Origin of the sequence: Anabaena lutea FACHB-196 (genome assembly GCF_014698305.1) — a bacterium.
GTDB lineage: Bacteria > Cyanobacteriota > Cyanobacteriia > Cyanobacteriales > Nostocaceae > Anabaena > Anabaena lutea.
Genome location: NZ_JACJST010000018.1, coordinates 59,208 through 81,674, shown reverse-complemented (window position 1 = coordinate 81,674; position 22,467 = coordinate 59,208). Strand labels below are relative to the sequence as shown.

General features: G+C 39.6%; 19 protein-coding genes. 9 read left to right on the top strand and 10 right to left on the bottom strand.

The window, feature by feature from the left end; all coding sequences use genetic code 11:
• Positions 1 to 292 precede the first annotated feature (292 nt).
• The 5 genes from H6G59_RS18580 to H6G59_RS27410 form a co-directional block, all read right to left on the bottom strand.
• Entirely contained in the window at positions 293 to 958 is a 666-nt protein-coding gene (locus H6G59_RS18580; protein ID WP_190717004.1) for a hypothetical protein, read from the bottom strand.
• Between the two features lie 624 nt (positions 959 to 1,582).
• Complete coding sequence (locus tag H6G59_RS18575) at positions 1,583 to 2,284, bottom strand: DUF2589 domain-containing protein (protein WP_190717002.1); 702 nt, start codon at positions 2,282 to 2,284, stop codon at positions 1,583 to 1,585.
• Positions 2,285 to 2,341: 57 nt separating this feature from the next.
• Complete coding sequence (locus H6G59_RS18570; protein ID WP_190717000.1) at positions 2,342 to 3,262, bottom strand: hypothetical protein; 921 nt, start codon at positions 3,260 to 3,262, stop codon at positions 2,342 to 2,344.
• Positions 3,263 to 3,662: 400 nt separating this feature from the next.
• On the bottom strand, positions 3,663 to 4,568 hold the full coding sequence (locus tag H6G59_RS18565; protein WP_190716998.1) for a DUF2589 domain-containing protein: 906 nt from the start codon (positions 4,566 to 4,568) through the stop codon (positions 3,663 to 3,665).
• 105 nt (positions 4,569 to 4,673) lie between these two features.
• Positions 4,674 to 6,482, bottom strand: coding sequence for a tetratricopeptide repeat protein (locus tag H6G59_RS27410; RefSeq protein WP_190716996.1), 1,809 nt, complete (start codon positions 6,480 to 6,482; stop codon positions 4,674 to 4,676).
• Positions 6,483 to 6,772: 290 nt separating this feature from the next.
• Here H6G59_RS27410 and H6G59_RS18555 point away from each other — a divergent pair, with 290 nt between their 5' ends.
• Entirely contained in the window at positions 6,773 to 7,069 is a 297-nt protein-coding gene (locus H6G59_RS18555; RefSeq protein WP_190716994.1) for a hypothetical protein, read from the top strand.
• 594 nt (positions 7,070 to 7,663) lie between these two features.
• On the opposite strand, the gene H6G59_RS18550 is transcribed toward H6G59_RS18555, so the two are convergent.
• A complete protein-coding gene (locus H6G59_RS18550) occupies positions 7,664 to 8,530 on the bottom strand; it encodes an RNA polymerase sigma factor (RefSeq protein ID WP_190716992.1) in 867 nt (288 codons plus the stop codon).
• Positions 8,531 to 8,712: 182 nt separating this feature from the next.
• Here H6G59_RS18550 and H6G59_RS18545 point away from each other — a divergent pair, with 182 nt between their 5' ends.
• A complete protein-coding gene (locus H6G59_RS18545) occupies positions 8,713 to 10,959 on the top strand; it encodes an AAA-like domain-containing protein (protein ID WP_190716990.1) in 2,247 nt (748 codons plus the stop codon).
• A 248-nt stretch (positions 10,960 to 11,207) separates the two neighbouring features.
• Here the strand turns inward: H6G59_RS18545 and H6G59_RS18540 are convergent, their stop codons facing one another.
• A complete protein-coding gene (locus tag H6G59_RS18540; protein WP_190716987.1) occupies positions 11,208 to 13,388 on the bottom strand; it encodes an alkaline phosphatase PhoX in 2,181 nt (726 codons plus the stop codon).
• Positions 13,389 to 13,973: 585 nt separating this feature from the next.
• On the opposite strand from H6G59_RS18540, the gene H6G59_RS18535 reads away from it, so the two are divergent.
• Entirely contained in the window at positions 13,974 to 14,192 is a 219-nt protein-coding gene (locus tag H6G59_RS18535; protein ID WP_190716985.1) for a hypothetical protein, read from the top strand.
• Between the two features lie 71 nt (positions 14,193 to 14,263).
• On the opposite strand, the gene H6G59_RS18530 is transcribed toward H6G59_RS18535, so the two are convergent.
• Entirely contained in the window at positions 14,264 to 15,787 is a 1,524-nt protein-coding gene (locus tag H6G59_RS18530) for a phenylacetate--CoA ligase family protein (protein WP_190716983.1), read from the bottom strand.
• Positions 15,788 to 16,041: 254 nt separating this feature from the next.
• On the opposite strand from H6G59_RS18530, the gene H6G59_RS18525 reads away from it, so the two are divergent.
• The 5 genes from H6G59_RS18525 to H6G59_RS18505 all read left to right on the top strand — a co-directional run bounded on the left by H6G59_RS18525 (position 16,042) and on the right by H6G59_RS18505 (position 19,677).
• Positions 16,042 to 16,548, top strand: a complete 507-nt coding sequence (locus H6G59_RS18525; RefSeq protein ID WP_190716981.1) for a DUF1993 domain-containing protein — start codon at positions 16,042 to 16,044, stop codon at positions 16,546 to 16,548.
• A 218-nt stretch (positions 16,549 to 16,766) separates the two neighbouring features.
• The gene (locus H6G59_RS18520) at positions 16,767 to 16,994 is read left to right on the top strand and encodes a hypothetical protein (RefSeq protein WP_242038915.1); all 228 of its coding nucleotides are present in this window, start codon (positions 16,767 to 16,769) and stop codon (positions 16,992 to 16,994) included.
• Positions 16,995 to 17,025: 31 nt separating this feature from the next.
• Positions 17,026 to 17,412, top strand: coding sequence for a type II toxin-antitoxin system VapC family toxin (locus H6G59_RS18515; RefSeq protein ID WP_339327976.1), 387 nt, complete (start codon positions 17,026 to 17,028; stop codon positions 17,410 to 17,412).
• An 11-nt stretch (positions 17,413 to 17,423) separates the two neighbouring features.
• Positions 17,424 to 17,537 (top strand): DUF1993 family protein, encoded by a 114-nt coding sequence (locus tag H6G59_RS18510; protein ID WP_277924643.1) that lies wholly within the window; start codon positions 17,424 to 17,426, stop codon positions 17,535 to 17,537.
• A gap of 391 nt (positions 17,538 to 17,928) precedes the next feature.
• Positions 17,929 to 19,677, top strand: a complete 1,749-nt coding sequence (locus H6G59_RS18505; protein WP_190717057.1) for a serine/threonine-protein kinase — start codon at positions 17,929 to 17,931, stop codon at positions 19,675 to 19,677.
• 33 nt (positions 19,678 to 19,710) lie between these two features.
• Here the strand turns inward: H6G59_RS18505 and H6G59_RS27640 are convergent, their stop codons facing one another.
• Positions 19,711 to 19,842, bottom strand: coding sequence for a hypothetical protein (locus H6G59_RS27640; protein ID WP_277924642.1), 132 nt, complete (start codon positions 19,840 to 19,842; stop codon positions 19,711 to 19,713).
• Here H6G59_RS27640 and H6G59_RS18500 point away from each other — a divergent pair.
• A complete protein-coding gene (locus H6G59_RS18500; protein ID WP_190716977.1) occupies positions 19,842 to 21,932 on the top strand; it encodes a serine/threonine-protein kinase in 2,091 nt (696 codons plus the stop codon). The two genes, H6G59_RS27640 and H6G59_RS18500, sit on opposite strands and share 1 nt — an antisense overlap.
• 164 nt (positions 21,933 to 22,096) lie before the next feature.
• On the opposite strand, the gene H6G59_RS18495 is transcribed toward H6G59_RS18500, so the two are convergent.
• Positions 22,097 to 22,462, bottom strand: coding sequence for a winged helix-turn-helix transcriptional regulator (locus H6G59_RS18495; protein WP_190716975.1), 366 nt, complete (start codon positions 22,460 to 22,462; stop codon positions 22,097 to 22,099).
• Positions 22,463 to 22,467 lie beyond the last annotated feature (5 nt).

Genomic DNA, 22,467 nt, shown 5'->3' with positions numbered 1-22,467 from the left:
GGGTAAGGTGAGTTAGCGACAGCGTAACCCACCGAATTTAATCATAGGAGTAGTAGCGTACTTTCCGATTCAGAGCGATCGCACTTATCGCTTTCGGAAAGGTCGGTTAAGTTCCAGAGTGATGTGAGAGAAATCTGGTCAGCGTTTAATGCACTGGTGTTGAAAGCGTTGTCTATTGTTCTATTTGAGGAATTACAACCTCACCTGTCACCTCACTGCTTTCATCTTCTCGCCAGAATTGGAGGACTTATATATTATATCACATCCGGTTTCCTCATCTTCCTCTCCTTACTTATCTAATTAATTGTTTAAGCACAATTACAATTTCTTTCTCCCCAGATACTTGTATTAGACGATCGCAATCATCAAGCACTGCTCTATTGATTCTGCAATTTGTAACCGCCGCACGATAACTCGCAATTACTGGGTTCAATCCTGACCCCGAATAATTGTTATTCAACTCTTTGCTTACGAATTCCCATTTTTTATAATCTTGTTGTACTCGATAGTTTTTCTTCTCTATTTCCTGCGCCACCCTCCTAATTTCTCTTATTACTATATACTCCTCCTGCCTCATTTGTTGCCACAGTTGGGGTCCGCTTATTGGAAAGAAATGGTTCACCATTTGACGCGGATTCTGGGCTACATTATCTACTTTATATATCCTTCCACTTGTCACCTTAACTTTCTGTTCATATAGGTGCGCTGGGGCTACCATCCCTTGTTTGAAAAGATCCTCTAGCTTATTTCCTACTTCCATCGCATCTCTTCTGACTTCTTGCTTTGCTACTGAATGATACATCAGGCTATTTATAGGCAACGCCTCCGCTAAATGGCAATATAAATAATGATGTCTTTGCAGCGACATCTCTATTTCTACTCTCAGCTTATTATTGTTGGTCGCAACTACTCTTACTACATTGTTATTGTCGATATCTACATAAGGCATATCTTTCATCCTTCTTGTTTAGGGGTCGGTTTTTCTGCTTTGTACTTTAGTGTTTTCGATTTTTTTTTACTTGTACACACACCAAGATCATGAGAGTACGTTTGTCTCGCATATATTCCCACAAAAATAACGATGAATTACCCAAGTTCTACCGGCTTCCTATCTGTCCTCATCTAGATTATTTAACCCACTTCTCTGTTCGCGTGATACAACTACTTCTGTTACAAATCAAACTTCTTATGCTTTTGGATGTTTTCATTTTGTACGTTGACTGTTTGTAGTAATTCCAAAGCAGATTTCGACGCATTCCGATCCATATTTAAAGTCAACAAACAACCCGGACATTTGAACTCAGATTGAGAAAGTAAGCTGTATATAGACATTTCAATGAAAAAATTGCACTTCGGGCATGGGATACCAGGAGAACGGGGCTGTGAAGGTGTTGCAGACATAGATTAAATCCTTGCAAAAAAATATAAACTAAAAGATTTCGGCGTTAGAATGTGTCTGGTGCAGAGGCACTCCAGGCACAGAGAGGAAGAGTTAAGAGGGTGGAATGTTTGTACTTTGGCTTACACTATGCCACACTAACATACCCCAAGCAATGCTAGATTTAGCCACTCAATAGTTTAGTTAACCAGCATTAGTAGTTCCTTCCTCTGGAGACGTTTCTGGAGATGTTTTTTCGCTCTCGGCTTTTTTGAGGCTGTGTTGTGTAACAAATGTAGTACTATTAAATACTGTCATTAAACTGGCTAATCCCACAGGTAAATCTGCTTGCTTCATTTTTACAGTTACCTTCATATTGGCATCCAGACTGGAAGTTACTTTACCATCCTCCGAACGCCCAGCGGAAGGAGACAAGCGAGCCTTAAACCCCTTTAATTCTCCAATTTCGTTCGTATTAGCTTTCTCCTCCACAGACTTAACACCATTTTCCAAAGCACCCTTTTGTCCAGCAGGTTCGCTTTTGTATTCAATTTCCGAAAAAAGGCGAATGTTAAAATCAAAATCTGCTTGCTGAATTTGTAGCAGTGGTAGTGGAATTAGGGACAGCAGTGGAACTTCAACGCGGAAATAATCATTTTCTCCCGTTTTAGGGTTAGCCTGAGTATACCAGAATGTCACCATTTTGAGGCGGCCGAATGGCTTTTTTGTCTGTGGATCTATCGCAATATCTGGAACATTTTCATCAGACAATTTTTCCATGCCATACTCAAGCATATACTCAACAAAACGTTGAGATGCGGTAAAATCAGCCTCAATTGTGGCGATGAGAGGTCCACCAATCAAATCTCGAAAATTAATCAGCTTATCGTCTTCTACACTACTCATAATCAATTTACCTAAAAGAATTGTAAATTTCTAGTTAACTTCATCTAGCTCCTAATTCTACTCTTGGACTTTTTGCAAGCTTTGGCTGCTTTCAGATATCATCCATCGGTAGTTATCCAATTGTGCTTTAATTCTGAGAGAGGAAATCATTTCTGGAGGTAGTTCTTTTAATTCAGTAGGGTTGACAATAATATTAGCATTAGAACCTCCGGGCATTAATGTAATTAATTCTTTAGTATCTCGCCTACTCACAACACTATTAGCAACTTCATTAAATAACTGCCTTAAACGATTCCTGATATCTTCTGTATCTCTATTAAATATCTCTTGTGTTTGTTCTAGTAACTCTTGAATATCTTCATGTCCTATTACGCCATCTTCAAGTTTATCTGCAATAATCTCTTTCACATTAGCTTCAGTAACACGACTATTACGCAAATAAAGATTTTTTCCTCGTTCAAAAAGTTCTTGAGCAATAATTTTTTGCAAAAATTTTGCAAATTTTCTATCGCGCATATTTTCTTTGACTGATTGCCAAAAATTGATTACATCACGTCGCTTTTTTTCTTCGTTAGAGATTGAAGATTCTGATTCCGTCCGAGAGACTAAGGGTGCTACTGTAGTAATTTGCCCCGTTTCAGTTTCTGGTATGCGATTGGTTATACCCAGTTCGCCCATAAATTTTATCACCGCTTCAATTGCCTGCTTAACTGCTTTACGGGCAATTTCATCGCAATTTTGCCGTGTTTGTTCAATATCAAGGGTAGAACTATCTTCTAAAGTTTGAATTGCAAATTTTAAGTCAAATTCAATTGCTTGTAACATCCCCACCGGGACTTGAAAATTACTCAGGGTGTTTTCTTTCCCATCCTCAAATTTTTTGTATTTGTGGCTCAGTTGACTGGAGTATTCATTGGCTAAGTCTTGAGCCGTTGTCAAATCATTAAGAATTGAACTTACAAGTTTGCTAAGTAACATTTGATCCTCGCTATTTTACAAGACCTTACCCTCTGACCAGATAATTACTAATTCGTAATTCGTAATTCGTAATTAATGGACAGAGCAACTCAATTTATTGATGGAGATAAAAACATTATTCCTTTTTTTTCAAGCCCCCGACTTGAGTCGTGGGTTAACAACTACGAATTACGAATTATCAATTACGAATTATTTTGACAAACTCATCTGCTGATGCCAGTTGTATAAGTCATCAAAAATATTTGCAAAAGCATTAAGTAGAAGAATGGGGCTTTCATTCTTCTACTTAGGGAGCAATTTGTACCCAAATCGACTAAAGTCTTTACAATGGTAACAAAGTCAGCAGCAAGCCACCAGAATTTGAAGATTCAGTAGATGAGGACTTAGCTCCTAGTTGCTCCTATGGTTTGGCCGGGATAAGCACAGTAATGGTTTTTGAAGCCTTAGGATCGGCACATTCAATTTTCAGTTTAATTTTTTGTAGCTCTGTTTTTTTGTTAGTGTCAGGGTCATAGGTTAAATTGAACTCGACAATACCGTCTTCGTTTGTAGTACCAAGAGTAACTGCTAACCCAGTATCGGTGAGAGTCGTTGCAGTAGTAAGCTCCTTGCCAGCAACACGTAAACCTTTGTCGTCAAACAAAGTAGCTGTAATCTCTACTGTTTCCTTCTTGTCTCCAGACTTAATAGCTATGACATCCGGTGATACTTGTATGCTTGGCTTAGTTGATGTTGGTGCGATGCTACTTTCTAAGATGTTGAGAACTTTCGCCAGCCCCGCAGGCATATCATCTTGCCCCGCATGGATTTTTAGATCCATAGTGTACTCAACAGAGTATTTGGATTCCTGTGTGGCCTTAGAATCCTTTTTACTGGAATAACTGGCGTTGAATTCAGTTGAACCCTTGGCAAACCAACCCCCAAAGGTCGCCGATGACTTATTGCCAACACTAGTTTCTGAGGAACTATTATCCTCTTGGTATGTGGATGCCTCAGCCTTGATGTTGGCTTTGAATTGGATGTCAACTGAATCTACTGCTAAGTAAGGAATGGGAACAATGGTTAGCAAAGGAACCATCAGTTTAGCTTCTTTTCCGTCAACATAGTAGACAAACTCTACTTGAATAGGACGACGGTTATCGGCAGGACCTGTTAAACCAACATTCTGAATAAAATCTACTGTCGCACCTGCTGCTTTGACTTGTGCATCAACCGCTGCGTTCAAAGGTCCTCCAATCAAGGAAGAAAATGGAATACCTTGTAAGGCACTAGTTGCTACTGTTGAAGGACTCGTATCAATTGGCATTGTCGTACTTAACCTAATTTTAAACCTAACTATAGATAGAGACGTTTTCCCACCCCAATGTGTGAATTTTTCAACTTACAGGCAATTTCTCCCCAAAATCCCCCATCAACCCCTAGAACCCTTCCTCCTCTTACCTTTCAACCTCTGCAAAATCTTCTCAACTTCCCCACGTGCTGGATACAACAACTGCTGACTCAAAGCACCTTCATAAACTTTTATCGCTCCCGACTTATCCCCCAACCCTAATAAAGCTCTCCCTAACCAGTAATCAGCCATAGCCGGATTAAACGCTCTCAACTCCTGACATCCCTCACCAGCCACTTCCCACCATCGTTTACTAACTCCAACATCCCCCAACACTCCGTAACTCTCCCCCAGCCACACCGCAGCAGGTACAGATTGCAGATAACCCCATGCTGGTAAAAAATGCCATCCTTTCTCCAACGCCGGAACCGCTTCCTGATGCTTTCCAGCCAACGCTAAAACCCGTCCATGACGAAACCAAGCATCAGCTAATTGGGGTTGTAGTTTTGTTGCCTGTTCTGAAACCTGACACCCTCTTTCAAACTCCTGAAAGTGTTCGACTAACACTCGTCCCGCAGTCGCCCAAACACTCCAACGTTCAGAAAACCGCCTTAGCATTTCTTCCACTACGTCTTCCAGGAGAGGGGCTAAGAGACTTATTCTATCTACAATTTGATCCCCCCTAGCCCCCCTTTTTAAGGGGGGAATCGGATCACTATTCAAAGTCCCCCTTTTTAAGGGGGGAATCGGATCACTATTCAAAGTCCCCTTTTTTAAGGGGGAAATCGGATCACTATTCAAAGTCCCCTTTTTTAAGGGGGGAATCGGATCACTATTCAAAGTCCCCCTTTTAAAGGGAAGCCAGTCGCTTGCGGGGGTTCCCCCCGTTGTGCGAACTGGCGTGGATTTAGGGGGATCTGCTATTACAAAAGGTAAAATTTCACACAACGCCCGATAAATTTCACAATCATGGGGATAGAGATGATAAGCTTTCCCCATCATCTGCGCCGCCTGCTGATATTCCCCTATGTCAAATAAACACCGTCCGTAGTAATACCAACCATAAGGATGATTTGGATGTTCGGCGGTAAACTCTGCTAACACCTCCACACCTTGCGCCCAATCGCCCCGGAGAATATGATAATATGCCAGGGATTTATGAGCCTCAGCCCCATGCGGAGTTTGTTGTAGTAGAGAGGTAATCATCTTTTTAGTCTGTTTTCCCTCCTGACCAGATACAAATCTCATCTGACAACATTGATCAATTTGTCGTTGCAGCACCCGAAAATCATCCCCAGCTAAGGCTATAACCCTGTTCAAACGCCCTCTAGCTGTTTGCATATCCCCCACCGCCATCAGTGCGTCATAGCTGTAAATCAAGGAAAAAACATCATCTGGGTTGATGGATAAAACTTGCTCCAAGGCGCTGAGAGTACCAAGAGAATTTTCTTTATGCTGATGCACCTGTGCCAAAGCGAGCCAATGAACTACTTTGTCAGGTTCTAAAGTTGCTGCTAAATTAAAAGCGACAATTGCCTGGTTACTATCATCTTGACAAACTGCAATCAATCCTTTGATATGATGCTGAGTCCCTTCATTTTCCGACCACGATAGGGCTTTTTGATATATTTGTATAGCCTCTTTTTCCAGTCCCATTAACTGCAAGATTTTCCCTAATTGCAGATGCACATTAATTAATTGAGGTTGTCGCTCAATCACTCGCTGATACTCAATTACGGCTTCTTGCAATTTGCCCATTTCATAAAGTAAATTAGCCAGTTCTAATCTTTTTTTCCATCCTTGGGGATATTTCTGGACATACTTATTTAATGTGATGAGTTTCTGTTCTTGTCTAGCTGATTTTTTTTCTAAGACAAGGTGAAAATTCATCTGTATTCCAGAAGATTGGCAGAACTGTACCAATGATGTGGTAAGCTTTACAGACATATTACAGTGATTTAATAGTTAATTTTTTTCGTCTTTGCTTTTCGTGGTGATTGGTGATTAATAATTAGATTTAGGACAGCTATATTCTAGAGAAGTAACTAAACATAATTTTTTTTATAAAAATAGGAATAACGGTTGGTAATCAGATTGGGGGTTAAGTACGATCGCATACAGTAAGTGTTTCACCATTATCTCTCTATAAAAGCGATCGCTTTTTTGAAATTATTTAAGAAGTGCGATCTGCTTGCAGCAGCATTGTAGACATCGTACCGGTAATTGAGAAGGTGCGTTACGAAGAGAGTCAACGCACCCTACAAGAGCAAGCGATTAGAACCGCTAGTAGTTTTTTTTACAATACTCATACGAAAATACCTTTTTTGTTACAATTTACGTTGATTAGTAGTTTTCTATTTATTGGACGTTTCCGCACTCCAATTTGGGAATTTTTCGAGTTACGGGCAAATTTTCTCCACCAAAATCTACCTTTAACCTCCATAAAGCTTACTCAGCAGACTTTTCAATCCTCTTAGAGGTTGTTTGATAGCTTGCGTGGCGTAGCCATAAAGTTTCGGGTGGTATTTAACACTTGTAGATCCCCCTAAATCCACGCCAGTTGCTCATAGGCTAAACCCCCAAGACCGCACTGGCTAACCTTTTTAAGGGGAACTTTGATTCCGGGCTAGGGGGGTCTGAAAATATTTGATACACAATGAGGGACTTTTCCATCCTCTAAGAGGGTGTTTCAAAAGTTTTTTGTTGTAATATGAGACACTTATGATCCCCCCAACCCCCCCCTGACAAGGGTAGGTTTTTAATATTATCTGTTAAGGCAGGACTAGGAAGACAAGGAGGGAAAGTAGACAAGGAAGATTTTCTCCGCACAATGGTCTTTTTGTTACCAAGAGAATATGATTTTGTACGGTTTTCCTCCCTTGTCCACTGTCCTTCCTTGTCCCCCAAGTCTTGCCCTCACGACAATGTAAAATACCTACCCTTGTGAGCAACCCCCCCCTTGAAAAGGGGGGCTAAATTCTTCAAAGTCCCCCTTATGGGGATTTAGGGGGATCTGAAAATATTTGATACACAATCAGAGACTTTTCAATCCTCTAAGACAAGGTGAAAATTCATCTGTAGCCCAGAGAATTGGGTGAACCGTACCAATGATGTGGTAAGCTTTCCAGGCATATTACAGCTACTTGATAGTTAATTTCTTCCTGCTGGGTTTTTGTGGGTATTGATGATTCCCAATTACAAATCATTGTTTCATTAGATTGAAACTCTTCCATTATCGGAATTACGTTTTTTAAGGATGATGAAAGGGAATCAATAGGAGTGTTATCTTCCCCTGCAAGATAGCTATTTAACTGCTTTTTTAGAATCTCTCGTGCTTGTTGAATGCGTTTGCGAACATTCTCTTCCGAGAGGGCGAGTTGCTTGGCGACATCTTGATAGGATTTGTCTTGGCAGCAATGTAAAATAAAAGGATAACGCAATCTCTCAGGTAAAGATTCAATTTGATGGTACAGATATGCTCCCATCTCCAAATTCAAAATATTGGTTTCAGGAATTTCTAGCTGAGAAGCAAATCCTGGATGATCTGCAAATTCAATATCTTCAATGTTTTCAATTACTTTGGCTTCTCGTTTGCGTTTTCGATGCAAATCCATGCAGAAATTATAAATAATTTGTTTTAACCAAGATTGGGGATATATAATTTTATTTATCTGTTTTGTCCATTCGTTACAGGCTTTGAGCATTGCCTGATTTAGTACATCTTCAGCATCATGAGAATTACCTCCCATCCACTTTAGACAAAGATTGTAAAAATCATCTTGATATGATTCCCATAATTGCCAAAAATCCCCACAATTATTTGAAGATAAATCTCTGAATTGGCTTTTTTTTGGCAAGACATTCCTGAATTCTATCTCTGACAAGCCGAATAAAAGTTCTTGTTCTGGGTTCGCTTGTATATATGACTTCCTGTTCATTATTTAAACCCTGAGTGATTATGCACCAGACAAAAAGCTGGAAGATTATGGATATATATAATGGGTGTTCAAATAATATCTCGCTTGTCAATTCCATAATTCAGTTAAATTCAGTCATTCAAAAACCTAAAACCATGTGACAATTAACACTGAACCAGGGTTTAAGTTTCTAAAAAATACCAATGTTTGCCAAACTCAACGCCACCTATCAACCAGGTGGTAGTCTCCCGCCTGATGCCCCTACCTATGTAGTGCGACAGGCTGACACCGAACTTTACGAAGGGTTATTAGCTCTTGAGTATTGCTATGTTCTCAACGCTAGACAGATGGGGAAGTCTAGCTTAAGAGTACGAACAATGGATAAATTGCGAACTCAAGGATTTGCTTGTGCAGAGATTGAATTAAGCGGTATTGGTAGCCAACAAATTACTGCGCCCCAATGGTATGGGGGAATTATTCAAGAATTAGTCAGCGGGTTTAAGCTCCAAATAAATCGGCGTAGTTGGTTAAAAGAACGGGATGATCTTTCTCCTATTCAGTGCTTAAATCAATTTATTGAAACTGTATTATTAACGCAGATTCAAGCAAAAATAGTTATCTTTATTGATGAAATTGATAATGTACTGGGTTTAAAGTTTTCCACTGACGAATTTTTTGCCCTGATTCGCCACTGCTACGAAAATCGAGCGCACAAGCCAGACTACAGGCGATTATCTTTTGCTTTGTTGGGGGTAGCTACGCCTTCAGATTTAATTCAAGACAAACACTATTCCACTCCTTTTAACATCGGTCGAGCTATTGAATTGCAAGGATTTAAAATCAAAGATAGCGAACCTTTAGCAAAAGGATTAATAGGAAAAGTTAGTAACCCAGAAGCAGTGTTAAAAGAAGTTTTATATTGGACTAATGGGCAACCTTTTTTGACTCAAAAACTGTGTTGGTTAATTGTAAATCGCTGCAATAACAATACAGAATTTTCTCCTCGGCAAAATGGTGAAGAATCGCAGTGGATAGAGCAAATTGTCCAGAACAAAATTATCAAAAATTGGGAAAGTCAGGACGAACCAGAGCATTTAAGAACGATACGCGATCGCTTACTTCGTAATACTCCCAAAAGCACACAATTATTGCAGCTATATCAGCAGATTATACAAAAGGGAAAAATCCCTGATCACAACTCCCCTGAGTATCTAGAATTGCGGCTATCGGGACTTGTCGCCCAACATCAAGGAAGTTTAGTAGTCAAAAATCCAATCTATGCGAAAGTCTTTAATTTGGATTGGGTAAATCAAAAGCTGACAATACAAATCTCTAATTCAGGGTTGAATAGGCTCAAAGACACCTCAGAAACCGTCTTTGTATCCATTAGCCCCTATAGTCCTTTGTCTATAGAAAATATGGATAACTCCCTCTATTCTCCCTGTTACCCAAGTGGTGCAGTTCCCCTTGATTCTCCTTTTTACATCAAACGAGCCGCAATTGAGAAGCAAGTTTATGAAGAAATTAGAAAACCTGGAGCTTTAGTCAGAATTAAAGCCCCTAGAGAGATGGGTAAAACATCTTTACTACTAAGAACCTTGGATCATGCTACTAACCAAGGCTATCGCACTGTTAGTTTAAATCTAGAACAAATTGATGATGTAATTTTGAATGATTTGAATCGATTTTTGCGCTGGCTATGTGCCAATGTTACCCGTCAACTTCAGTTGGAACCAAAATTAGAAGACTATTGGGATGAAGATATCGGTAGCAAAATTAGTTGTTCTCTATATGTTCGCAATCATCTGTTAAACCAAATTGATACTCCTCTCGTTTTAGCCTTGGATGAAGTCAACTATATTTTTGAACATCCTCATGTAGCAAAAGATGTTTTACCTTTGTTTCGTTCCTGGTATGAAGAAGCTAAAAGACAACCAATTTGGCAAAAATTACGGCTGATTATCGTTCACTCAACTGAAATTTATGTACCTCTTCAGTTAAAGCAATCTCCATTTAATGTAGGATTGCCAATAGAGTTAAGTAGCTTCAATTTAGAACAGGTGCAACAGTTAGCTCAATGCTATGGGCTGAACTGGACTGATAACCAGGAAGCTAGAGAACTTATGGCTTTGCTAGAAGGACATCCAGCATTAGTACATCTGGCTATTTATCATCTCAGCCGGGGGGAAATGACCTTTGCTCAATTCCTGGATACAGCAGCGACATCAAAGGGAATTTATTCCTCTCACTTACAGCGTCATCAAGTAACATTGCAAGAACAACCTGAATTAGCAAAAGCGTTAAATACAGTTATCAATGCAAAACAACCGATATCGTTAGATCCACTCACAACTTATAAATTAAGCAGTATGGGACTGATCAAACAGTTAAAAGATAAAGTGATCCCAAGTTGTGAATTATATCGGCAATTATTTGACATCCAGAAATAGCAAACGGGAGCATTCCATGTTGGCAGATATAGCAGGAGTCAGGAGTCAGGAGTAAAACCCTCTTGTAGTGAGAGTTTCATTATCAATTGATGTCCTAACCACCCTGTCCACGGCTATACATAAAAATAATTCTGCAAGAGGTCTATTGATTGCTAAAAAAAATGGGAAAGGGAAGAAAACTCTTCCTCTCCCAAGTTGCCTAAACTGTTAAAGCACCGCCTAAATCAACCCCGTGGTACTAAATTAATTTATGATTCAAAAGCGAAATTAGCAGCAGTCAAACTAGTGGTATTCACTCCTGTGAGAATAGCAATAGTTTTGTCACCAACGGCAATACTGTTACCACTCAGAGTTAAGTCTGCAAAGTCAAAACCTGCACCTTGACCAGCAATACCTAACACATCAGTACCGATTTCAAAGTCAACAACGGTGTTAGCAGCACTGGGTAAATCGCCAGTCAGAATCCAGAATTGGTCAGCACCTGCACCACCAGAGAGTAAATTACCACCACCTTCAACAACGTAGAATTTATCATTACCTACACCACCTAGGGCGCGACCATCTGCACCTAAGTAGAATTCATCATTACCTACACCACCAGAGAAACGGTAGCCACTGGCATCAATAGCATAGAATTCGTCATTTCCACTGCTACTAAAAGCGTCATCGCCATCAGCAGCAAAGATTTTATCCTCACCACTACCTGTAAAGATGCGATTGTTACCAGCTAAACTGCCGCCAAAAGGAGCATCTACTGTATCGTTCTCTGCACCAGAGAACACTGTGTCATTGACTCCATCAAAGTCAACTCCAGCTACTAGGTCATCTTTACCCGGTGTTCCTGTAACTAGGTTATTGTCTTGAATCAGGGAAGTATTGGGAGCAATAAGGAACGCCAACTGACCACCTTGTACCAGGTTTTCGTTAGCAGTTGCGGTTCCATCTCCATTCCCATCAATGTTGGTGGCGGTAATAATGGAGCCATCACGAAGGCTGTGAGCCTGCACATCAAAGATAAACTGTGTACCAGGAGCGTTACCGAACAGTGTGGAAACATCAAGAATACCGGAACTTTCCCAGTTACCAATATCGGTGGGGCTAGAATCGGTTTGGCCTGAAGGTACTCCAGAGCGATCTATTTGTGCTATGCGGGTCGCAGTTGCAGCAGGATCAGCAGCGGAGGGATCAATAGTCCAGATAGAAGCTTCTTCCCCAGAAGTTGCACCAAAAAGGTCAGCACCAATAGCGCGGTCTTCTTGAAGATAGATTAAACCATCATCAGCCCAATCTAAGTTGTCAGGACTACGCAGACCCAAATCTTTCTTACCTTCATCGTTACCATCGTAAAGGATGTTCAGGTTAGCTTTGATTTCAGTTGCGCCAAAGTCAACATCAACTTTATAAGTTGTACCCCAGGTATCTTTACCATCAAAGATTTCTGGACGGCCAGTGGAAGCCAAAACTGCTTGAGTACCATCAAAGGGGTTGGTAGCTACGTCTTCAGGACGAGAGAATAAGAAAGCATCAACGTCTGCTGCTAACGCATCTTGTTTCTCTTGGGTAGCAAAACCTTGAGCATCGTAACCTTGAGTACCAGCTAGATCAGGACGGTAGTAGTCAATTTCCACAAATTGACCATTTGTGCTGTTACCGCTGCCATTAAAATCTCTAGGATCAGCTTCAATTGCATCTGAAGCATTTGCTGTATCGTCAGCAACCCAGACATATAATTTGCCTTCAGCTAGTCCATTGCGATCTAAGAAACTGCCATCACCATTAGCATTCTTTTCGCCAACGTATAGAATTAATGGAGCCGGTCCACGATCATCACCTATCAACAAAGCTACTTTATCAGTGCTGCCAGTATCAAGTTCAGTTACGCTTTCCCAAGCAGCACGACCCAACCAGGGTAAAGCCCACAGTTCATTAGTAGCAGTATCTAAAGCAAATAATGACCCACCATCGGTTTCTTCACCAGTAAAATAAATGCGATCGCTAAAACCCTTACCAGTGCCAAAATGGTTGGCTTCAATCAAGTTCGCTGAACAAAAACGGTTAATACCCTCAAATTCTAGGTCAGATGCTTCTTCTACAACGTCACCAGCGCGGTTATAAATGGTGTCATAAGCCAAACCTGAATCCACTACTTGCAGTGTGCGTTTATCAATATCAAAATAGCTGATTCGTGCGCCTGGTAGGGAAGCACCGCTTTCTAAGGTATACTTATAGCCAACATTATTAGCCAATTCATGGTTAACCAGGACTCGAACTGTAGTTTCATTTAGTTCAAACGCACCTGTACCATCGAGAATTCCGGGAGGAGTATAACCGTCTATGGTTTCCCCAACTGTAAAGATAGGATCTACGGTATAACCGTCTAGTCCCTGTACTTGAGCCGGCTGAGTTGTATCGAATGATGCAGTAGTCATAAAATTCCTCAATTTATAATTGCAATGCTTTTTAATCAATTAGTTCAAAAGCATTTATCGACAATATCTAATAGTTGTAAAAATGAGTTTTTCTAAAATTGTATGTATTAGATAATTTTAAGAAAAACTAAATTTACTAGCTATTAAACATCGCCTATAGTATCATTCGATTTTTAGGTTAAGGGAAAACTATGACTTAGGTATTTATTGATTAAAAAAAGTTAAATTTACGGCAATAAAATTAACTCCTACATAATTAGTTTAATAAAACATTAAATTCTCATAAATATTAAGTTAAAATTGAATATAAGAGTCAGAGTTCAGCATCTTGCTCTTGATTTGTGCCAATACATAATCACGCTTCTCTACAAGATACTGATGCAGAAAGTCTTTGACAATCCCAAATCTAAAATCTAAAATCTAAAATCCAAAATTGTATTACCAATTACCAATTATCCGCCTTAAAAGTATGAAGGATAATTTTGAAGGTTTTTATGATAATATCTATTCAAAGCTTTGTGGAATCTCCGCTTCGTAAAAATCCTCTGCTTGTAGAAATTATCACTGATTCTTCAAATTACCCTCATGAAACGTATCACATCACTACTTCTCGCTACCTTTATAGCGTCTATTTCAGTGTTGGGTATTGCAGAAAATGCTGATTCTGCAACTCATAATTATCGTCGTCATACAACTACCCAAGTTCGACGTTATCGGACTTGTTTTGGTAGAAATCGTTACAGATATTATCATGGCAGGTATTATAGATGTCGTTATTATAGAAACAATAGACGACATCATTAGACCTTTTGCACAAATAGATGATCCTGTAGAGACGTTGTATGCAAGGTCTCTACATCCTTTTTCTATGGATTTTACTTCCTCGTATATCGGTGTTTGACACCAATAGGAAAATACTCTGCATCTCCATTTGCAGTTAATGTCACCTGTGGTGTTTGATATTCTGAGGGAACATAATTAGCAAACTCGCTATTCAAACGCAACAATTGGGAAAGAATGGAAGAGGTTATAGTTTCTTTCTTCTTTTTGTTACTCTTCACTCCTGGTGCTAATTCCACAACTACAGATAAAAACCGATTTTTGTCCGCGTCTTCTTTTACTTGTAAAACAAATTTACCTGTTACCCATTCTCTAATTATCGGTTGTTCTAATCCAACTGTGACATTTTCTGGATAGATATTGGCACCAAAATAGGAAACTGTAAAATCTAACCTTCCGAAAACATAGACGAAAGGTAATTGATGAATTCCTCTGGGTGAGTCGTGAGTAGAAGAAGAGAGATTTTGATCTTCTAAGGGATTAAATCCCCATTTTGCTAAAAACTTTAGCATCTCTTCGTAACTAATTAACCCGCCATGATCTAAAATGTTATATCTAATTAAGGGAATGCCATTGTCACCAGAAAATAGCAAATTCCCATCTTCAACTTCAAAAAAGCGAATACAGGGGTCATACTGTACTAATGTGGGTAATCGAGATTCTCCAAATAATGCTTTAGCAGCATCAGGATTTTCCGCTAGAAACCGCCGAATGCAGATACTCAAAGGTGTTTCATTTCCTAAAACTCCTGCGTCTGCTGTTCCATACATGGAAGCAAAATCGTAACAGGGATTTTGAGAACCTACTCTTTCACCAACTAAACTTCGCCATTCTTCACTAAATACTTCTCCGGCCATCACTAATTTAATCTGATATTGCTGCCATTGCACACCAGCAGCAATACCCGTATCAATAACATCTTTGAGAAATGGCGGATATCCTAAGAGGACAACTTGCTCAAAATGATTACCTAGTTCTTGCACAACTCGCAATATTTCGGTTTTGTTGTTGCCCGGAGTAATTACTGTGATAGGATAGCCCTTGGTAGCGAGATGACGACAGCAATTAGTGGTGAACATTCCCCCCACCCATGTTCCCAAGGTGAAACAAACTACCGCTAAGGTGTTTTTGGTGTCTGCGTCAAAACTATCGTGAAAAATTTGCTCAAACCTGGTGGCTATTTGTAGTTCATCTGTATAAAAACGCGGCCAAAATGTGGGTTTGCCCGTTGAGCCAGAGGAAGCCGCGATCATATCACAGCTTCCTAATTTTCCATTATTACACAATTGGGGTAAAGAATAACGGGAAATATAATTTTCTTTATTGATTGTAGGAATTTTTTGGAAATCTTCGACAGTTTGAATAGTCTGGGGATTGATGCCTCTTTCTGCTAAAAATGCTTGATAAGCGGGTACAGTAACAGCTATATGTTGAAAGAGTGCGATCGCTAATTCTTCGCTGGGTATATCGAGATGCTCTACTAGTTTCTCTTCTAAGGGAGTAGACAAAAAATTTTCTAATGCCAGAATTGCCCTTTCCGTCGGTATTTCGTGCTTCATAAAAGTTGTGCGTGGAAAAAATCTGGTCGCTGTTTGTGAGTATTTTATCTATAAATGCAATTTTCCAGCTATCTTTTAGAGGTGATGCAACTCCGGTAGAGGCAATAGCGCTGAGTCCTGATCAAAAAATTCTAGCTAGTAGTAGCTTTGGCAACTCCCAGAATAAATATTGGCTTTTTACCTACTGTTAATTAATCCTTTAAGATGAGATGGGACATATCAAAGTTGTTTGAACTCTTTCTGGAGAAATATCAATGACCATTTCCATGTACAAAGCTACAGTACCCGTATCTATTCACTCACTGAATAACCTGATAGCTATTCTTGAAAAAGGTGCTGAATATGCAGAAACAAAAAAAATAGATCCTTCTGTGTTGATTAATAGTCGTCTATTCCCAGATATGTTTCCATTATCAAGACAAGTACAAATTGCCTGTGACGTAGCAAACAGAGGTACTGCAAAACTAGCAGAGATAGAAGCGCCTAAGTTTGAGGACAATGAAACCACATTCCCTCAACTTATTGACCGAGTTCAGAAAACTATCTCTCAGTTAAATACGCTTAAACCTGAGCAAATCGACGGTTCAGAGGAAAGAACAATTACCTTAGAGGCGGGTGGTAGCACTCTATCTTTTCAAGGAATGCCATTTCTCCTGTATTTTGTTTTACCAAACCTTTATTTCCACGTTACTACAACCTATGACATTCTCAGACACTGCGGTGTAGAACTTGGCAAACGAGACTTCCTAGGTCAGCCCTAAATAGCTCAAATTAGCCCCTACCAAGGGGTTAAATTTTAGATAATGCCCATTAGCCCAATGGGTTGATTCAGGAATTTCTAATTCTTGTGACAGAAATTTATTCCTGAGCGATGCCTACGGCGTATTCCTCCGGGGAAGCTACGCGTAGCCTCTCGTAGAGATAGAGAGCGCAGCTATAGTTATAATAGATAAATACCATGATTCCCTATTATTATATTATGACGACAAAATTAATCCAAAAAGTTATAGAAACAGTTAAAACTTTACCAATAGAAGAACAAAGTAATATTCTTCAACGTTGGTTATATGAATTAGAAACACATAAAAATGCTCAATCAAATCAATCTCAAGTTAAATTATCGGAATTACTTCTTTTACCTGAATTAGAAGAAACTGAAACGTTGTTTGAACGAGATCAAGACACAGGTAGAGATATTACATTATGAAATATTTATTAGATACTTGTGTTATTTCTGAATATGTAAAAAACAACCCAATCAACAAGTTATTAACTGGATAGATGAGCAAAAAGAAAGTAGTTTATTCATTAGCATTATAACTATAGCTGAAATCAAAAAAGGAATTGTGAAAATAGAAAAATCTCAACCAAGTCGCTATCAAAAACTAGAGCAATGGCTAAAAAAACTTGAACAAAGATTTAATAATAGAACTTTACCGTTAAATGAGAATATTCTTGATACTTGGGCAACAATTTGTGGTCAATCTGAAGCACAAGGGAAAAAACTACCAATTATGGATAGTTTAATAGCTGCTACGGCATCTGAAAATAACCTCATAATTGTTACTCGTAATATTAGTGATTTCGGTTTCTCATCTGTTAATGTTTTTAGTCCTTGGGATTAATATCTGACAGGATGGTGAGGATGTTTATTTTACCAAACCTTTATTTCCATGTCACAACAGCCTATGACATTCTCAGACACAGTGGTGTAGAACTTGGCAAACGAGATTTCCTTGGTCAGCCATAAAAAGCTTCAATACGCTTCATAGCAGTAGAGAAGAGAGTTATTGTTTAGTCAATTTTCTCTCGTTCCCATACTCTGTATGAGAATGGATTCTAGAAGGCTCTGCCTTCCATGTAAAGTAGAGGCAGAGCCTCTTGTTTGCATTCCCAGTCAGAAACTGGGAACGAGATCAGTATTTAAACAGCTTTGAATATTTCTGCAACAAATCTGCGTAAAGTGCTTTTTACCTGTTGTAGCCATTAATAATATCTGGAAATATTGACTTTCTGGGAAAGGGGAACTGGTAAAAACGTGAAAAGTCTTTACAGTTACAACCTGCTTTATGTCATATTGTTTCCATCTGATACAATCTAAAATCCCAAATCTCAAATTGGTCAATTTATCCTTCCGTACCATGCTGGTATATTGCAGTAAAAAACACGCAAATAAGGGCAGTCACAGTTTTTGCACTCACTGCGGGGAAGCATTACCGCTGACTGTGGGACAGGTGATAGATAATCGCTATGAAATTGCGCGTATACTGGGGCAAGGTGGCTTTGGACGCAGTTATTTAGCTATTGATAGGCAAAAATCACGTCAAAAGTGCGTATTAAAGGAATTTGCACCTCAAGTTGTCAAACCACAGGATTTACAAAAAGCCAAAGAACTGTTTGAACGAGAAGCAAGTGTATTAAAAAAAATTCAACATCCTCAAATTCCGCGTTTTCACTCGTCGTTTCAAGCCAAAATTGGCACTAAAGATTTTTTCTTTTTAGTCCAAGATTATATTGAAGGTGATAATTATTACCAATTATTTCAACAACGTCAAAGTCTGGGGAAATCTTTTAGTGAGGAGGAAGTTGTTAACCTCCTGCATCATATTCTTCCTGTGCTGACTTACATTCACTTTCTAGATATTGTTCACCGCGATATCTCACCAGATAATTTGATTTTACGCCAAAGTGATAATTTACCCGTGTTGATTGATTTTGGTGGAGTGAAACAATTACCAGCTTCTCAGGGTTTTTGGCGAACCCAGTTAAGTGGTGAGGGGACTTTATTGGGTAAAAAGGGCTATGCACCTGAAGAACAGTTAATTCAGGGGAAAGTATTTAAAAGTAGTGATTTATACTCTTTAGCTGTAACGGCTTTGGTTTTACTGACGGGTAAGGAACCACAGTCACTTTACGATAGTTATAACGGGACTTGGTATTGGGGAAAGGAAATTAAGGTTAGTCCCAAACTAGAAACTGTCTTCAAAAAGATGTTGGCATATAAACCGAGCGATGCCTACGGCGGGTTACACCAACGCTATCAAAAAGCTGATCAAGTTCTCAAAGATTTACCCGCACCATCTTCTCTCCATACAGCAAATACTATACTAAATCCTGTCAAAAGCCAGAATACTTATATGACTAAGCTGAAAACAATGGTAGCTGCACCAGGTATAAAAAATGCTAAAGCTATTAGTAGTAAATTCCATAGCCAGACTCAGTCTGTGGTTCAACAAATACCCATGCCGGCTTGGCTGCGTCCTTTTGCTGTCAGCTTTTTGGGAACTAGCGCCATTGTTTTAACTGGTGCTGGTGTTTGGGCGGCTGGAAACTATGTTTTTCGTTCAGTAACATCAATTACAGTTCCAGAAATTTCCCTACCGCAAATTCCCTTAGGAGGAAACCCAGCTAGTCAACCAGTGAGTAACAAAAACGGAAAGCGCAACATTAACGAAGTTTTTAGTCGTCTCAAACAATTAGAAATTTCTTCCAGCTTTTTTACTAAAACAGTAAATGAAATATTTTATACTCGCAAACCAGAACTAAAAGGACGCAGCTTGAGTGGAGATCCTCAAGATGCAGGATTACGTGATGAATGGAACAGTATTGCTGATGATTTGTTAAAAAACATAGAAAAGGCAAATCTCAGTGAATCTGCGCGGCGTAAATTGGGAAGTTATACTAAAAAAGATTATGATCAGTGGGGACAATTAGCGAGGGAAGGTAAGTTAAAGAAGTATAAGTCCCTTGATGAACTCAAAGCAGAAACTTATGAGAAATTTGAACCGTTGTTTCCTGGTCAAGAGCGTGGGAAACTAAACCAACAGACCTTTCTGCAAATATGGTATGCGATCGCAGCTGATAAAGTAAGTCAAGCGCGTAAAAATTAAAAACTAAAAATTAAAAATCAGCAATTTCCCTGTTCAACATGACCAATGACCAATGACTAATGACCAATGACCAATGACCAATGACCAATGACTAATGACCAATGACCAATGACCAATGACCAATGACCAATGACCAATGACCAATGACCAATGACCAATGACCAATGACTAATATGTATTGTTCTCAAGGACATCAAAATCCGTCTGGTAGTAAGTTTTGTCTCCAATGTGGGGAGAAAATATTAGAGAAGAGTATAGCTTCTGGTATTCAAGCGGGACTAACTTTAAGCGATCGCTATGTTATTGTACGTCAACTCGGACAAGGAGGGTTTGGACGTACTTATTTAGCTGAAGATATCAACCGTTTCCGAGAACCTTGTGTTTTAAAAGAATTCTCTCCCCAAGTTCAAACTCCCTACGTTGTCCAAAAAGCCGAAGAACTGTTTCAGAGAGAAGCAAGTGTTCTTTATAAATTGCAACATCCCCAAATTCCCAAATTTAGAGAACTATTACACATCAATTTGCAAGGGAAAGAACACTTATTTTTGGTACAAGATCATGTAGATGGGGAAACTTATAATTCTTTATTAAATAGCCGTAAACAGCAGGGTTTAAGATTTACAGAGATAGAAGTTCGTCAGCTATTACAGCAAATTTTACCCGTATTGGAATACATTCACTCAGTTGGTGTAATTCACCGGGATATTTCTCCTGATAACTTAATGCTTCGCAATGCTGATCAATTACCAGTATTAATTGATTTTGGTGGTGTCAAACAAGTTGCTGCAACCGTCGCTTCTCAATATTACCAAACCGGAGCAATGGCATCTCCCACACCTGCAACTCTATTGGGAAAAGTCGGATTTGCACCCCCAGAACAAATGCAAACCGGGGTAGTGTCTCCCCAAAGTGATTTATATGCCTTAGCAGTGACAGTGTTAGTTTTACTGACAGGTAAACAACCTCAAGAGTTAATTGATACTTATGATTTATCTTGGCAATGGCGGCGGGAAGTGAGCATTAGTCCGGCATTGGGACAAATAATAGATAAAATGTTATCGTCAAACGTGAGCGATCGCTATCAATCAGCCCGTCAAGTTATTCAAGCCCTTAACCCGCAACCGGTTAATTATCCCGCTACACAACCACCTACCCCCACACAACCCCCCATATCTGCAACTGTTGCAGTTTCTCCTCCCAAAATCCCAGCACCCCAACCTGTGCTTACTCCCACTCCGCAAACCCCAAGTATTTGGACAGCAACCAACGTCTTTATTGTTACCTTAGCCTTATTTGCCAGCGCAGGTTTACTGTGGTGGGGATTCCATAGCCGCACAAGAGATATAGGAGAAAGCAACCCGACAATTACATCTAGTCCTACCCCGACTGAAACGGAGTCACCCGAACCCGAAGTCAATTATTCACCAGAGGAAAAACAACGCAAAGAAAAATTGAGCGCTCGCCGTCAACAATTAAGTATAGATTATAACTTTTATATTAGTTTAGTTAATCAAGTATTTAGGGAGAAAAACCCCAATTTAAAAGGACGTACCCTCAGCAATGATCCAGAAGATGAAAATTTGCGGGCAGAATGGGATAAAACCGCCGCCCAAGTCCTAGAAAAGCTGTCAGCAATCAGTTCTGACTCCCGTCGTCAACTGGGAACTTACACAGCCGCAGAACGCGATCGCTGGAAAGTAGAAGTTAATAAAGTCAACGTTGGTAGTCGTTCTTTATATGATTTAGGTGATGCTGCATTTTTACGTGAATTTCCTGAACAGCGAGGTAAAGATTTTATTAACCAACCCATTGGGCAAGTTTGGTACGGATTTGTAAATGATCAACTTAACGCTATTCTTGCCAACAGCGCATTTCAAAGAATAGTCTTTCCTGAAGGTGGTACAAGTAAAACAGTCAGTGGAACTCTCCAACCAGGAAGAGGTAAAGTTTTCATTGCTGGACTAGCCAAAGATCAAATTATGGAAGTTACGCTAGAAGCAAATTCAAAAATATTACTATCAATTTATTCTCCCTCTGGGAAAATCGTATTTTTAGAAGATTCCCAACAGCGGACTGTATCCAAGACATTACCAGAAAAAGGATTTTATGAATTTGTCGTTGTTTCCACAGCCTCAGAACCCGTAGATTATCAACTGACTGTCAGAGCAGAAAATCCCCCAGAACCAGAACCAACAGAAACACCAACGGAAACACCCACAGAAGAACCCACACCTACAACCACACCAACACCATAATTCGTAATTCGTAATTCGTAATTCGTAAACAGGGAACAGGGAACAGGGAACAGGGAACAGGTAATTCTTAATTTTCCCCGCGTCTCCGTGTCTCCGTGTCTCCGCGTCAGTCTAAATGACAAGTATTCAAATGGACATGATATTACTCCTGACTCCTGCTGTAATTACATCCGGTTACGTTTATAAATAAGATTTAATTCCTCTTGATGTTGCCAAGCCCAATCTGCTAATACGGCGATGGGTTCAATTAATTTTTCACCAAAGGGCGTAAGTTTATATTCTACTTTTGGCGGTACGACTGGATAAACAGTACGTTCAACAATTCCGTCTGATTCTAACTGTCTGAGAGTTTGCGTCAGCATCTTTTTGGATATTCCCGGAATCTGGCGTTGAAAATCACCATATCGTATAGTTCCAGAACGCAGGATACACAAAATTAGTGGTGTCCATTTATCTCCCACTATATCAAGCATTTGTCGTACAGGGCAGTCTTGACTCAGGAGAATTGGACGCTGTTCCTTGGGAACCATAAAGT